General features: G+C 49.9%; 16 protein-coding genes. 1 reads left to right on the top strand and 15 read right to left on the bottom strand.

Annotated features, from left to right (window positions below; genetic code table 11):
- Positions 1 to 5: 5 nt before the first annotated feature.
- The 15 genes from VF399_12015 to VF399_11945 form a co-directional block, all read right to left on the bottom strand.
- Positions 6 to 446, bottom strand: a complete 441-nt coding sequence (locus VF399_12015; GenBank protein ID HEX7321064.1) for a hypothetical protein — start codon at positions 444 to 446, stop codon at positions 6 to 8.
- A gap of 13 nt (positions 447 to 459) precedes the next feature.
- Positions 460 to 1,152 carry a hypothetical protein gene (locus tag VF399_12010; protein HEX7321063.1) on the bottom strand — a complete coding sequence of 231 codons (693 nt, stop codon included), beginning with the start codon at positions 1,150 to 1,152 and terminating at the stop codon, positions 460 to 462.
- A 280-nt stretch (positions 1,153 to 1,432) separates the two neighbouring features.
- Entirely contained in the window at positions 1,433 to 1,978 is a 546-nt protein-coding gene (locus VF399_12005) for an ATP-binding protein (GenBank protein ID HEX7321062.1), read from the bottom strand.
- Entirely contained in the window at positions 1,975 to 2,235 is a 261-nt protein-coding gene (locus VF399_12000; GenBank protein ID HEX7321061.1) for a hypothetical protein, read from the bottom strand. The genes VF399_12005 and VF399_12000 overlap by 4 nt, the downstream gene beginning before the upstream one ends.
- A complete protein-coding gene (locus VF399_11995) occupies positions 2,235 to 2,450 on the bottom strand; it encodes a hypothetical protein (GenBank protein ID HEX7321060.1) in 216 nt (71 codons plus the stop codon). The genes VF399_12000 and VF399_11995 overlap by 1 nt, the downstream gene beginning before the upstream one ends.
- Positions 2,451 to 2,732: 282 nt before the next feature.
- Positions 2,733 to 3,263, bottom strand: coding sequence for a hypothetical protein (locus VF399_11990; protein ID HEX7321059.1), 531 nt, complete (start codon positions 3,261 to 3,263; stop codon positions 2,733 to 2,735).
- Positions 3,264 to 3,468: 205 nt separating this feature from the next.
- Positions 3,469 to 3,708 (bottom strand): hypothetical protein, encoded by a 240-nt coding sequence (locus tag VF399_11985; GenBank protein HEX7321058.1) that lies wholly within the window; start codon positions 3,706 to 3,708, stop codon positions 3,469 to 3,471.
- Positions 3,709 to 3,721: 13 nt separating this feature from the next.
- Positions 3,722 to 3,931 carry a hypothetical protein gene (locus VF399_11980; protein ID HEX7321057.1) on the bottom strand — a complete coding sequence of 70 codons (210 nt, stop codon included), beginning with the start codon at positions 3,929 to 3,931 and terminating at the stop codon, positions 3,722 to 3,724.
- Between the two features lie 188 nt (positions 3,932 to 4,119).
- Positions 4,120 to 4,476, bottom strand: a complete 357-nt coding sequence (locus tag VF399_11975) for a hypothetical protein (GenBank protein HEX7321056.1) — start codon at positions 4,474 to 4,476, stop codon at positions 4,120 to 4,122.
- Entirely contained in the window at positions 4,463 to 4,792 is a 330-nt protein-coding gene (locus tag VF399_11970; GenBank protein HEX7321055.1) for a hypothetical protein, read from the bottom strand. The genes VF399_11975 and VF399_11970 overlap by 14 nt, the downstream gene beginning before the upstream one ends.
- 14 nt (positions 4,793 to 4,806) lie before the next feature.
- A complete protein-coding gene (locus tag VF399_11965; protein HEX7321054.1) occupies positions 4,807 to 5,772 on the bottom strand; it encodes a hypothetical protein in 966 nt (321 codons plus the stop codon).
- A gap of 606 nt (positions 5,773 to 6,378) precedes the next feature.
- Positions 6,379 to 6,933, bottom strand: a complete 555-nt coding sequence (locus tag VF399_11960) for a hypothetical protein (protein HEX7321053.1) — start codon at positions 6,931 to 6,933, stop codon at positions 6,379 to 6,381.
- 460 nt (positions 6,934 to 7,393) lie between these two features.
- On the bottom strand, positions 7,394 to 8,197 hold the full coding sequence (locus VF399_11955) for a hypothetical protein (protein ID HEX7321052.1): 804 nt from the start codon (positions 8,195 to 8,197) through the stop codon (positions 7,394 to 7,396).
- Between the two features lie 23 nt (positions 8,198 to 8,220).
- Complete coding sequence (locus tag VF399_11950) at positions 8,221 to 9,018, bottom strand: hypothetical protein (GenBank protein HEX7321051.1); 798 nt, start codon at positions 9,016 to 9,018, stop codon at positions 8,221 to 8,223.
- Positions 9,019 to 9,648: 630 nt separating this feature from the next.
- Entirely contained in the window at positions 9,649 to 11,964 is a 2,316-nt protein-coding gene (locus VF399_11945) for a S8 family serine peptidase (protein HEX7321050.1), read from the bottom strand.
- Between the two features lie 470 nt (positions 11,965 to 12,434).
- Here VF399_11945 and VF399_11940 point away from each other — a divergent pair, with 470 nt between their 5' ends.
- Complete coding sequence (locus VF399_11940; GenBank protein HEX7321049.1) at positions 12,435 to 14,789, top strand: S8 family serine peptidase; 2,355 nt, start codon at positions 12,435 to 12,437, stop codon at positions 14,787 to 14,789.
- The last annotated feature ends 292 nt before the right edge of the window (positions 14,790 to 15,081 follow it).

Raw genomic sequence — 15,081 nt, 5'->3', positions numbered from 1 at the left:
TTACATCACTTCGCTTTGCCGGTGAACGAAACAAACAGGACGATCACTACCGCAACGACAACCGCGATAATAGCCGGAAGGATCCAGGAAGGTTTAGCCTTAGACTTATCCTTTTCTTTTGCGACCGCTGCCGCGACCTGCGCAGCGGTAGGCTGCGGTTCTTTAGGCGTGATTTTTAGCCCCACGTCATGCGTTTTTGAAAACGCCTTGATCACACCCTTCCCAGCTCCAACCACGCCTTTAATAGCGTTTTTTGCCACATTGAAAATATCGCCGATCCCGAACAAGCCGAATCCTTCGGATTCGACCTCGGCTTCAGCGACGGCAATTGCGGTCGTAGTAGGATAGACGGCAGCCGCGTGAGCAATGATCGCCTCGTCGGATACCTGACCGCGCATCTCAGCATAGCCTGGTAGTTTTTCGATGATCCTATCAACTGCTCTCATGGATCACCGCCTTTTAAACTGCGCCACCAGATTTACTTAGCACTGGCCTTCGGCCGGACTTCGACATTATCTGCGGCGCCGATCTCATGGCTTCGATCTTTTTCGCCGGATCGAGACGCGCACCCATGAAGAATAGCAAGTCAACGGTCGTCGAGACCAGGATCGTCGTCTCAATATACGCATCGAACGCCAGCAGAAACCGGAACGGAATCGTGATGACTCCAGTCTGATAGTCCGACTCAGTCCGATACGAAGACATCGAAAGAACATTGGAATCGAGCTTACCGAAGACACTGTCCCGCACCCATTTCAGCGACATCTGGTCGATCTGAGCTGATGTGGTGGTGATCCTTACCGATACAATCTCGGCCGGATTGAACCAGTTCGAGTAACAGAACTTTTCATACGTTCCATAACCGCCCTGGGCCGTGATTGTAACGTTGGCATCAGTGTATTTAAAGCCTTCGAAACCAAAGAGTTTGACGGTCCTTGCCCCCGCCACCCCATTGACGATCCGTAGGCCATAGGTCGTACCGGACGGCGATTTACTCGATTGAGTATCGAACCCGAATTGCTGATCGATCTCGATATCGGCCAGTGGGCCAGCAAGGGAAAGCACCGTATCAGCAGGATCATCGTACGCGAAGGATTCACCCCGAGCCAGCTCTTCGATTCTTTCGAGTTCAGATAATAGATTGCTTGGCATAGGTAACCCCCTTTACTTTTTTGGCTTGAACAAGCCACTGACTATCGGCGCGGATATGTGATAGAGTATCAATGCCACAAGCACCGCGAAAGCAGTCAGCAAAAAATCCCCAAACCATCCCTTCATAAAGCACCTCTCTTTAGGGCCTGACCCCATGCCAGGCCCGCAGGATATCTCAAAGTATAAATATCCATTATGGTACATTATAACAAAAAGGGGGGAGGGGGGTGGAGTAGACCAGGTAAAAATAAGGGATAATTATCCCTTTTGCACCGCTTGACTATCGGCAGCGGATCCGTACTTTGTAATGCGGATCCTTATTGCTTTCAACCTGGTAAAACGCCCTTAGTACATCGTCCGATTTAGGCAGCTTATTTATGCTCTTGTCAGGCTGTTCCTGAGTTTTGAAGAGAATGATATCGGTACAGTTCTCGTAAAATATCGGCAAGGTACGGTTTAATGAGTGAAATACCGCGATCAGGTCCAGACCCATGTGTCGATGACCGATAATCAGGTCATTCCATGCGACCGAAGTAACCGATAAATAGCGGTCCACATCGTCCAGGATAAGCAGTCCGTTACGATAGTCGTTAATTATGTATTCGATTACCTGGTCCGGCTGCCGCTGAATTACGCGATATTTGCCCTTATGAAACGATGCCAGTTTTTGCACGTTGACTACCGGCAGGCGAGCGTACTTTTCTTCGCGGTTCACGTCATAGACCAGGACCTTCTGCTTCGATAGTTTTATCAGGTCCCGGATAAAGTACGTCTTTCCGGTGTGCGTCGTGCCGATGATCAAAAAGAACATACGAGGTCTTGTCATGGTTGCACCTTGCCTTCCTTGAAATCGAAGCCGCTCAATGACATGGTATATTTCATCAGCTGCCTGGCGATTCGCCGGCGGTCCTGGCGCGAGTAATGACATTTGATCATGTACCAGTGGAGCCTGGTGATGTCCTCCCGGCAGCGCGCAAAGTAACGCTCAGTACGATAGTTAAAATAGTAACGCCGGATCGATGCACCGATCGCGCAGAGCCCGCGATAGAAAAAATAGGGCATGCTAAAAATAGAGTACTTCATCAGGAATTGTCCTTCTTATTGTATTTTTTATAGAGCGCGACCGCGCCGCAGCGATTACAAAACACGCCGACCTTTAACCATTTATGAGCGTGAAATATGTACAGCGACACCCAGCGACCGCACCAGCAAGCATAATGGTCCTTATGCTGCGGATTCTCCAGGACCATCCCATCATCTACCTGGTCATTCTTGTTCGTTTTTGTTTTTTTCTTCATGGTCTCTCCTCGCACTCGAAAAAGCTTAATCATATATAATTTACGTCTCAGTCGACGCAGATCCTGAAGTATATATACTCGGGATCCTGCCGGCTTGTATATATACTTCGGCGATCGCCGCCGGAAAGTATATATGCTCTACTCGAGGAATCCGAATCGATTTAGTATATAGACTTTTGAGCAGCTCTGCCATTTTATGCCTGGATTGAAAAAATCGGCTCACCAGTTCGATCAGGATCGATCTTGACGATGCCGGCAATATCATAGCCTGGCGGTTCTCGGTCATTTTTTCTGATCCTTCTCATCGCGCAGCTGACGCGCCGCGATGAAATTTCCGCCCAGGACCGTAACGGTCGTAAATCCGGCGACCACCAGGACCGGAATCTTGTCATAGAACATCCGCACGACCGGTGTCCAGACCATCACCAGCTTGTCATGCTGGGACTGTTTGAATGAAAAATCGTGGTCCATTTGGCGCGCGATCACCGAGCATACCTGGCCGTTAACGACGTCCAGTGTTGCCACCAGCGCTTCGGTATAATCCTTTATCAGATCCTCAGACACAGCTGGCGGTTTCTTTGCCGGCGGTTGTTCAGGTACCGGCACCAGCGGCTTTTCCGCGGCTGACCCCCCTGGCTCAGCTAACAATGCCGGCTCAGACGACACCTGGTCCGCCGCTTCATTTAACGTCTTGGAAATCACCGCCGATGTTGCCGGTTCGACCGGTTCGGCTTTCCCCGCCGGATCCCCAGGCTGCGACGTTTGTATTACAGCTCCGGATTTTTCGTCAGCCACTTCTTGATTGTTAACCATATCATGCCTCCTATGAATCGGCACATTATCTTAAAACAATGCCAGCACCTAAAATAATGGCCGAATAGCGAAAAGAATTTTTTGCGGAATCCAGGGCATGTAAGTGAATCCTCGACGGCGGCAATGATCTTACGTTGACTTTCAGTAAGTCCCTGGTAAGGTCCACTGCCGCCGCCGCTTTTCTTCACGCCCGTTCCCGCGTCGGTTACAGGTCGATGTGAACGCACTTCAGGATGCCGTGCGAGCTCGAAACCTTGATGATCAGGTACGCCTTGACAAAGGGAATGTCGAACGTAAACAGATGATCGCCTTCCGGTTTGCTGGAGAAGTAGACGTCGAATTTCAGCTCGATCCCCGGGTTCATCCTCACCATGGCCTTGACAAAATCGCCGTAGACCTGTATGAGCTTGAGGACGTTTTCCTTGACCTTTGCGATTGATAGCATTTTTGGCATATTATTACCTCGCTTTTTTGCTGTGCCGATTCAGGCTCGGCTTTGCCTTTACAAAATCTATTCTGCAGGGCTTCGATTCGAAGACGCGCAGCCGCTGCTCATCCAGATCGGACCGCGAATAACCTTTGTGCCGCAGCAGGATCTCATAGCGCGTAATCAAGCGCCACAGATTTTCGTAATGATCCCTTAACACATGCACCATCACGCGGGACATATGCGGAGCTTCCCTGCCGGCGGCTTAAGGTTTTCGATGTTGCTGCGCGCGACCCTGCATACTACATGCTTAGAGTAATCACACGCGCGGTTCAGTTGGCAGTCGTCTCTTTCCGTGTGATAACGCTGATGAATGCAGTACGGATCTGTACAGCGATCAGCATGAACGCACTTATAAAGTGTGGTCATTTATCCTCCAGGTTTAATGATGGTCGATGACAGCTTCGGCTGAGCGTCCCAGGGCGCGGGGATCCGCTTGTCATAGATCCCAAGGGCCATAGTTAAGAATGATCCGGTCAGCTTACAAAAGATATCGAGCAGTGACTTATCAAGAGGGTAGATCACAATTACAAAAAGGTCTTTAGCATCGACTGAATTACTTTTGACCTTCGTATCGATCAGCATGGTCGATCGTGATTCCCTGACTAACCATCGCAAGGTTTTCAAAATTCCAGCCTTGAGCTGCTTGCTTTGGTATTCCTCGTCGACTCTATCGACTTCAATAGCAGGGGAGACCTGCGGTTTGATTCTTTCAATTACCGCCACGATCAGCCTCCGGCTCTTTGATATCCAACACTCCGCCATTCAGCGCGACATCAGGGAAGGCCTTCTCCAGGATTTCGTACAAGGCGCGGCAGTCCTGCTTGATATGATCGCACGTTGCAAAGATCTTGGACAGGGCTTTGATCAACAGCCGATATTTTTCGTCGCGCTGCTGGTCCGTGAGATTGATCAGATTTTTGTCCCTGAGTTCGTCCTCGATAATATCCGCGTGAGTCCTGATCTGACCAAGTTCACGGATGACTGCCGACCGGCTGTTGACAGTTACGATATTGATTGCCTGTTCTACTGTTATATTCATGTTTTGCCTCCAATTTAAAATATCAACTCGGTATACTCGTTATTAAGGTCATTACTCCACATAGATCCTTCCAGGGCCTCGTGTTCTCCCTTGCAGTAGTGCCATTTTAATGGCTTATGACAGTGTGGACAGCGATTAAGGGTAAGGCTGAAAAGCTTGAAATTCTGATCACCCATGCTTGTTAAGCCTTTTTGGATCCAGTAGTCGACATCCTTATCAATTTTCTGCGGCTTGCCGATCTCCACATCGTTCATAAACCCTTTTACAACGTCATTCCATATTTGCTTTTTATGGTGATCACTGAACAAATCGTCATTGATCAAGTTCAATGTCGGCCGCGTAACGTATTCAACCTTATGCATGACCCATCCGATGTCTTTTTTATATTTGTAATGCACTACGGGAGTCCCGGGATATTTTAACCATTCGGCAAATTCACTTTTGAACCCTTTTTTAATGACCTTATCGGTGACCGGGTCTTTTTTGTCCTCGATCCAATCCAGGTAGCCATCGGTAGCGATCAGGATATTGAGATGGGGGAAGTACTTACCGCCCTTGTCGCCGGCCCAGTGGAAGCGCACCTTACCGTACTTGATACCATAGCGCTTGAGTTTACGCACTACATAGCGTCTAAACGCTCTCAGGAAAACTTTATCGAGGACCCAGTACTCAGGGGGGAGCGTAACGACCAGATAACCGATATAATAACCCTGGTCAAGCATCCAGAGGATCTTAGGCAGCCAGCGCGCCATCCTTTGATTATGTAACGCGCTGTACTTTTGACCACATACCGGACAGATCTCTTTCTTGCAGCTGACGGAATTGATCCTAACAAAGGCATGCCCACAGCTGCAATCGGTCCTGGTATAGATGGTCCGGCTGGTATTCGGACATGCTTCCCGCTCCCGAGCACTCTTCACCTGGTAACTTTTGACTAGATCCGAGACTTTGGAGTAATCAATTTTAGTCTGTAATTCCATTAGTTTTTTCTTCCATTGTAAGTCTTGTTCCGTAGTTCAAGTTAATACAGTATTAGGCCGTAGATAGGACCTCAGGAAGCGGTAAATATCGATATGCTTATGGCATACCAGCCTAATCGATCTTGCTTTACCGCCGCCCGAGGACCATTGGATCCGGTAGACCGCTCGATTCAGGCAACGCTCCGCCCTTCGTCCCTTTACCAGGAAGATCTCTTGACATTGCTGCCGGCTATTTGGAATCGGAATAATGGAGATCTCGCTATTTTTTTTCACTTTTGAGACACAGAATATTGTATAGAGTTACCGCTATGCTTTTCAGTGCGCACGCCTCAAATGATTTAACCCACCAGGCGCATTTATTCCCCTCGCAGCGCAGACTGATACCCTCAGGCCCGGGATTAGCAAAACAAAGAGGACAGCAAGGGCAATCTTCTTTCCCGGGGTCCACGATTATCTCCGTCTGTGGCGTCTGTGATGACGCCTGATTTTTTTGAGCCAGCGTCTGCGCTTGGCAGATCTCGGAGCTCCGATCTTTCCGTACTTCCGCTTTATGCGGCTGCCGATATGACCATCGGTACGCATTGTTCTAACCATGATTACCTCCTTTTATGGGTTCGCCTTAAAAAATGCTTTTGCGAAATTCGCCGGCGTAATCGAACGCCTGGTTGAATCTTTAAACTGATTGACTTTTTGCGGATATCCACTGCCGATCCTTCGGATTTTTTTGACCGGGTGAATTTTCCGCGGTCGATGAAAATATCCCCAGAGTGCCGTCATCTTCGTCCATGGATCCCCGAACTCAACCGGCTGAAAAACAAAACACGGGTGACCTAAGAATTGCCGTGAATAACCGGTCGCCGGATTCTCCAGGGCCCAAAATTGCAAACTTCCAGAAATGCGAGCTGCCCAGATTATCTTCAGGCAGGCCTCAACTATTGTCATTGCGCCGGCAAAATTTCTGTCTCGTGAGATCATTGGCCGGGCTTTAGAAAATATCGTGCAGGGGGGACCTGCGAGTATTCCGTAGACATTCTCTGGGACTTTATAAGTTCTGACATCATAATCCGGCAATGTAATATTTTGCACATCATAGCCGGCCTCTAAATAAGGTTTTGACCAGGCTCCGGTACCGCCGCATAGGTCCAATATTATCTTTCCCATGTTTTTTTAAAAACTCCCATCACCATTTTCACCAGGACGCATTTCAATCAAGCTGGCAATATCATAGCATGGCGGTTTTTGGAGTTTACCAAATAAAAAAGCCGACCATTCCTCAGTTAATGATCGGCTTTTTTGCTTTCGAGCAGCAACTAACTTTGAGGGCTGCTCTCGTGATTCACTACCCTGTAGTGGTTTATTCTCTAATGGCCTACATAAACCCTCACCTTTTGGGGAATCTCGCCTTAAACACCCGTTTTGGCTGCAAGGGGGCCTATTCCATTGGCAACTGCCAACGTCTGATAATAGACATTATGATTACCTGGAAAAAACTGCGAATTATAAAGAATCAATAAATCATGACTTTATGAGCTTCTCGTACTTCTCTACCCCTTTTGAAGCGCTTGAGTAAAAAAATCAAGGGGAGCATAACGCTCCCCTTGATTGTGATGTTTGCGTGTAATTATTCCAGGTACTCTAGCATTTCAGCGGCTTCCAAGCTGTATTTGGACATTTCCTTTATGTAAGCCCGGTAAAAATCCTTTGAAGACATTCGATGGGATTCATTTCTAGAGTCCGTGAAGACCGGATTCCCGACAATTATATGGTTTGCCCGGGCATTCGTGGCGATGCAGAAACCCTTTCCGCCCTTTATATTCCCGGCGGCACCAACTTCGATCTGCGGCCCGTCACCGGCATAGACATAAAACGACATCTCCCCGTCTTCACTGATCCAATTCGCGGGGATAGTCCACGTGGTTGAATCGACGTTGACGTAGACCAATGTGTCTTTGTAATCTCCGCTCCAGGAATAATATATCAGAACCATGTACCAGTCCGCTCCTTCCGAAGCTTCCCAGGCAATATCATAAGCCGCGTCGACCGGAATGCTATCGTCCTCGAGGGGTGCCGTAATATCGAATTCACCGGGCACGGTGACGGTCGCGGACGCGTTGCCGACATCGGTCTGGATATTGAATTCGTGTTCTGACCCAGCATCTGGCGGTATGGTATCTTCATCCCAAAAACGCGCATCATGATTATAGCTGTTTAGTCCTGGCAGGTCGACCTCCATCGTGTCATCGTTGATGGTCACGGTCATTTCCTCAAGTATCGGATCCGACAAGACATCTCCAGATCGACCTCCCCAAAACGTATCGCTCCAGGTCTGATAACGTTCGATATAGCCTTCGACGAACAGATTCACCTTACTGCTGCAACTCGCGACGAGCAGCAAGGCTACGGCCAGTAAAAGCGCTTTCCTCATGCCTCCTCCTTTATTTTAACTGGTTAAAATTCCAGATACTCGAGCATTTCCGCGGCTTCCGAGCTGTATTTTGACATTTCCTTGATATAAGCCCGGTAAAAATCCTTGGAAGATATTCTCTGAGTTTCAAATTTCGACTGTTTTGGTGCCAAGTATCCGGCTCCTACGATCACCCGGTTCGCCCGATAGTTCGTGGCGACGCAGAAACCCTTAGCGCCTTCGATATTCCCAGCTTCTCCCGCTTCAAACCGTGGTCCGTCGCCGGCGTATACATAGACATAGATGGTGCCATCGACGTCGATCCAGTCCGCAGGAGCTGTCCATGCAGTATTATCGACATATACAGTGGTATCCTTACTATCACCGGTCCAGAAATATCTTAACCAGACCGCATACCAGTCCGCTCCGTCCGATGCTTCCCAAGTTATGTCCAAAGCCGCGTCGATCGGAATACTGTCGTCCTCAAGGGGTGCCGTTATATCGAATTCACCAGGCACGGTGACGGTCGCGGACGCGTTGCCCACATCGGTCTGGATATTGAATTCGTGTTCTGACCCGGCATCCGGTGGTATCGTATCCTCATCCCAGAAATACGCGTAGTGATGATAGCTGCCCGGATCGGGCAGATCGACCTCCATCGTGTCATCGTTAATGGTCGCGGTCATTTCCTCGAGTACTGGATCCGAAAATATGTCTCCCCCCCGGCTTCCCGAAAATGTATCGTCCCAGGTCTGTCCTCGTTCGACATCGCATTCGACGTACAGATTTACCCTACTGCTGCAGCTTATGCTGACCAGCAGGGCGATAATCAGTAAAAGCATTTTCCTCATGTATCCTCCTTTTGAAAAGTTATAACAATATACTTACCGATGAATGGATGTCAATACCCATGCGGAGCAGCCTCTCACCTGCGCGCGTCTTGATGCGACTTTCCCCCCGTGCGGACTCGCTATATTAACAGCTTTACGCACTCCTCCATCCATTTAGGAGCGCTTGCGTTCTTGAAGAATTCAATTGCTGATAATACCACGGATTTTGCTTTTCCAGGACTGTGCGAGCATTGCCAAACGTTCTGCATGTTACCGAGCCTTCATGGGGTCCAGTCTGCGGATCTCCATCATGGCATATAACCTGACTATTTGTCTTTCGTATTCCTGATCTGGGACCTCCTTAAGAACATCCATAACATCTATCAGTACTATGTTCGCGTTATCTAACCTGTTTTGTTGTATGTTGATCTGTGCGATATTTTTTCTACTTAAGATTTTACCTCTTCGATAGCCGGATTTGCTCCATAATTTTTTACATTTAAACATATATTAAAGTGCCTTTTCATATTGCAGAGGTGGATAAATGCCGTTCACTTAAGAAGAACTGAGGCACGCTGATGCGTGCCTCAGTTCTTCATTCAAGCGATTGCACATCCGTCCAGGCATGTGGAGTAGCGGTTGTTATTTGACCAGTACCACCTTTTGTTCATAGGTCTGACCTGGAAGGTCGATCACCAGGAAGTATACGCCATGCGGCAAAGAAGCCACCGGGATCAGCGCCTGGTACTCTCCCTTTGCGTAATTCCTCGTTTCCTGGTAAACCCGGGCTCCCAGCACATTGAACATCCTGGTCACGACGTTTCCCGCGCGCGCAACCTGCAGCGTGTATGATATCTCATGATTGGCCACGGTCGGGAAATTGCGAATCCCAGTCAGCGTTGCGGTCAAACCGGTTTCCTCTGCTACACCGATCCCGAGGTTGGTTACATCACCGCTGATCGTTATCGCGAACGTCTGGTTGGCTCCGGTCGGAACATTCCGACCCCGTACCCAGGCGCTCCATCTGCCGACAGTCGGAGAGTTCAGCCTGAAATTCTCTTCGACGTTGTTGGAATCGCGGCTGCCGCCGGTCGCTGACTGACCGCCAGAATAGTAATTGCCCCAGTACGACGTTCCGCCAGGATTGACGACCCTCAGGTCAAGGTCGTTGGTCTGAGGCCTGGTTGCCGAAGGATTGCCGGCAGAATCGGTCCAGCACAGCGTGACCCTTACAGGAATGGCGCTGGTCACGTCCCATGAATAAACGACGCTGTCATTGGTGTTCAAACCGCCGGAAGCCGAATCGTGCAGTAACAGCTTGCGTGCCTGGCCTGAAAAATAGAGCACGCTTTCCGCGTCGATCCTCCCCCATCCTATGTTATAGTTGGGTACCGTATAACCGGTGATATTGGGATCGGCCGAAACAACAGCGAGCGCTTTGAGAAGCGCGCTGGACGGGTTCGGTATCGCATTACCAGGCACTTCGGCGCCGGTCGGGTAAAAACCGCGGTTTAAATATTCTCTGATCAAACCCACGGTGCCGCAGGCTGAAGGCGATGCCATGCTCGTGCCCGACATCTGCCAGTAGCCGCTGCTGCCGCCCGAGGTGCCTCCGTTAGACGAATACAAGCCAGGATCACCACCGGTATTCAGACCGCCCGGTGCCATGATCGTCGGCTTGTACCGACCGTCGAGTGTCGGACCGCGCGATGAGTAACCAGCGATGGCCGTGGCATCAAGCCTACCCACTGAACCGATCGTGAGCGTGCCTTTGGCGTTCCCTGGACTGCCGGTTGAACTGGCGCCCGAACCTGAATTACCGGCGGATACGACGAGCAGGAGGTTTTTCCTGCGCCACATAAACTGGTCGGTCTGGGCGTCGTAAGAAGCATAATCACCAAACGTGCCCCAGCCCCACGAATTGGACACGACGGTGGCACCGTACGCATAGCTGGTATCCCACAACTGGTTCAGGTCTGCCCAGACGCTTAACCCGCCGCCCGTGACGCCGATGTCAACAAAAGAATGCTTGTCTGATTTGGATATGCCGTCATAGGTTGACGTGCCACCATTGTAGGAATCGTCGCCACTTACTGTGCCGCAAGTGTGCGTGCCGTGCCAAGAATTGCCGGATTCATCGCCAAATCCCGCTGATGAACCGCCCCGGCTGTAATTCCTGATCTTCCGGTGGCTTGGGTAACTGCCCCATGTTGTTATGGGATAGGCGGCATCGTAGAACGCCCAGTGCGCGGTCGTGATACCTGAATCCGTAGTACCAAGGATCTGGTTCGATCCCCTGATGCCTCGATTCCAGATCGTCGTATCGCCGGTCGCGCCGGACTGGCACCACTTGCTGCTGTTATTATTGTACAGGACCGGATCCGTGTAAAATTCGATCCACCAGATGCCTTCGATCTGTGCCAGCGCAGTGAGCTGGGATGAATTTACTTCAGCGACAACTAATTTGCTCACCATCTCAGACGCGTCGGTGACGTTGGCGCCGGTCGAACGGACCTTCGCGATCGTCGCTGCCAGATCTTCAGTATCGTGAATGAGCATGATCGCCCGGAATGTGCCGCCCATGTTCCACAGTGCAGGCTGGATCTTGTATGCCGGCTGCCACAGACCTACGTAAGTTATATACGGCTTTAAGCTTACCAGTTCCCCGGTCAGTTTATCCATCCTGACCAGGTATGCGTAATCAGGGATGTATCCCAGGACATAAACACCGCTTGCCTTCAGGTCGTCCTTCCATGCTTTTTCGACCGGGCCGGCGCACTGGATAACGTAGTAGTTTACTTCCTTCTCGGTCGTCATCAGCTGCGGGGGCAGGATCGGTTCTCCCTGCTTAGTATCAAACGGATAGGTCTTGAGCCGTATCATATCACCGAATAAAGGTGATAATGTCGCGACCAAGACGACGATCATCAACACTTTAAGCAACCTTAATTGAGTCATCATTACCTCCTTGTCGACTCTCTTGCGCGTTAGGCAAATGAAATATTACGCTGCTGCCTGCAGCTCCAACCTCCCTTTCTTTCTCAAATAAAATTGTTTTATTGCTCAATATAGATTTAAGTCTTTGTTATTATTATATATTATAAGAACAAATGCTCTTTTGTCAAGGGTACTAAAACCAGTCTTTTTAGTCTTTCTGATCTGTTGTGTCTGTCGTTCTGAGGGTTTCGCAGTAAGTTTACCCTGAGCGTGAGTCGAAGGGAAGAATCTCAGATCCTTCACAACCCTGCGGCTTTCTCAGGATGACATCAGCTCCTTCCTCTTCGTTTCACTCAGGGTCAGGATGACAGGCATTAGAAGCTAGAAAGACCAGAGAAACCAAATAAACTAAATAGACCAGTATTTTTAACCCTTGACTTTTCGCCTTATAACACTAAAATATATCAGGACAACAAACAAAGGGAGGTATTATGAGGTTCTTAACCATTGTTTTTATGGTCGGATTATTGGGTGCAGTCGATATCCATGCACCGGGAGTTGTGCAGACCTTCACTCCTGAGATCGATGTTAGCCCCAATTACATCGGCTTCGCTAACGGATTTGCGATCGACACCCGTGTTGGTGAGCCAGTTATACCAGCCGAGTTGAGGATTCAGTCATATAACGGCGACGGGTATTACCTTATCCAATTCAAAGGTCCTATCTATTCGCAGTGGATCAACGAGCTGAAATCCGTTGGACTCGACGTCATGACCTATTTCCCCAATTACACGCTTTTGGTTTACGGCAACGTAGAGCAGATTGAACAGGCGCGCACGAGATCATACGTAAACTGGATCGGCATATTCCAGCCGGCGTACAAAGTCCAAGGTGAACTGCTTAAAGCTGCCGGCAATGGCCGTGTCACGATGCAGTTATTCCCCAACGCTGACGTGGATGCAGTTATCGAACAGGTTACCCTGCTGGGCTTGGAAATAGTTGAAGTAATAAGAAACGAACTATGCAATACGGTCGATATCAAACTCGATCTGAAACGCATCCCAGAACTTGCCGCTATTCCGGGCGTGAGCTGGATCCAACGCTGGTACCAACCGCAATTATTCAACGACAATTCCCAGTGGGTCTGCCAGACCGGATATCGATCGTCAGTGCCGGTAGATTCGCTTGGCCGCCGGATCTGGAAAAAAGGCGTTGTTGGCAGTGGTGTCGTGTTGAGCCTGACCGATACCGGGATCACCACAGGACACCAGCAGTTTTACGACGCCGCATATCCGATCACGACGACCGGCGTTTACCCCAACCACCGCAAGATCGTGGCTTACAAAGACTATGTCGGTGCGGTATTCGGCGATTATTCCGGCTTCAGCTATCATGGAACTCATACTTCTTGCACGGCGGCGGGAAATGATACGCTCTTAGGTTCGAGCGCGCGCGACGGGATAGCGAAAGAAGCCAGGATCTATTTTGTCGACATTGGATCTAATGGCAGTCTGGTGGTTTCTACGAACCTTACGCCAATGTACGATTCGATCTATCCGGGGGCTGGTCTCGGGTATCACATCCTCCAGCATTCTGGCAGCTGGGGTTGGGGCAGCTCGGTCGGTGATTATCAGACACAGGATGCGACGACCGATGCTTATCACTACCGCTATCCGGATTTCCTCAGCATATATTCAGCCGGTAATTCCGGTCCCGGCGGCAGGACCCTGGGGCACCCCGCAATATCCAAGAATATTCTAACGGTCGGCGGTACCCAAAACGGCACCTCTTCCAACGCGATATATTATTATTCAAGCCGCGGCAATACAGCCGACCGCCGCTTGAAACCAAATATCCTTACACCCGCCGATATTGTCTACTCGGCAAACGGCGGCGGGACCAATGGTTACTGGTCGCTCAGCGGAACCAGCATGGCGGCGCCCTCCGTCAATGGCAGCGTGGCGCTGATCCGTAATTACCTTACCGCCGGATATTACCCATCGGGTGCGGCAGATCCAGCGGATTCAATACGCTATCAGAGCCAGGCTTTGCTGCGAGCGCTGGTGATGGTTTCCGGTGATCCCAATGTGGGATCCTACACATACCCCGATTCAAACATCGGCTGGGGCCGTCTCAACCTTGACAGCGTTTTGTTTTTCACCGGTGATGCCCGGAAGCTGATCATCAGGGATGATACCATCGGTTTGAGCACTGGCTTGTCGTTCACCGATTCATTTTTGGTCAACACTACTATGACCCTGCGCGTCAGTACCGCATGGACCGATACTGCGGCGGCTACGGGCGCATCCCGGACGTTGGTCAATAACCTGAATGTTGAGTTGACCAATCCGAGCGGTACCACTTATCGAGGCAATAGATTCTCCGGCGGTTATTCGATCGCTAATCCTACTACCTTCGATACGATCAACGTCGAGGAAAACTTCCGAGTCCAGAACCCGACTGTCGGCAAATGGAAAATAACCCTTACGGGACAGAATGTTCCTTACGGTCCCCAGGGATACGGCTACGCGATAACCGGTGATGTCGAACCGATTCTGATCGGGATCGAGGAAAATCAGCAAGGTGTTGAAATGAGAAACACGGTTGCCATTACGACGATCACCAACGGGAATATAAGGTTGCAGGTAACGCTTGCCGCTGATGCGCGGGTTAGCGCGCGCGTGATCGATCTTTCAGGCAGGATAGTTGAAACGATAGCCGACAAAGCTTATGCGGCTGGAACTTACCAGATAGATCATGGTACGCGTCTCGCGAATGGCGTATATTTCGTGGACGTGACCGCCGGTGACATGCATAAATTGGAAAAGGTGGTAATCGTTAAATAACCGCGAACTGTAAGCGGCAAACCGTAGTCAGTAATAAACCAGGGTAAGGTTAAACCTTACCCTGGTTTTTCTGGTTTTTCCGTTCCTTTTACTCTTTTTAGTCTTTCTGGTCTGTTGTGTCTGTCATTCTGATGGTTTCGCAGTAAGTTCACCCTGAGCGTAAGTCGAAGGGAAGAATCTCAGATCCTTCGCAACCCTGCGGCTTTATCAGGATGACGTCAGCTCCTTCCTCTTCGTTTCACTCAGGGTCAGGATGACAGGCATTAGAAGCTAGAAAGACCAGAGAAACCAA

The sequence above is a fragment of the bacterium genome (genome assembly GCA_036382775.1).
Taxonomy (GTDB): domain Bacteria; phylum Hydrothermota; class Tepidihabitantia; order SM23-42; family JAOAFX01; genus DASVHD01.
This window is presented reverse-complemented; position numbering and strand designations above follow the sequence as displayed.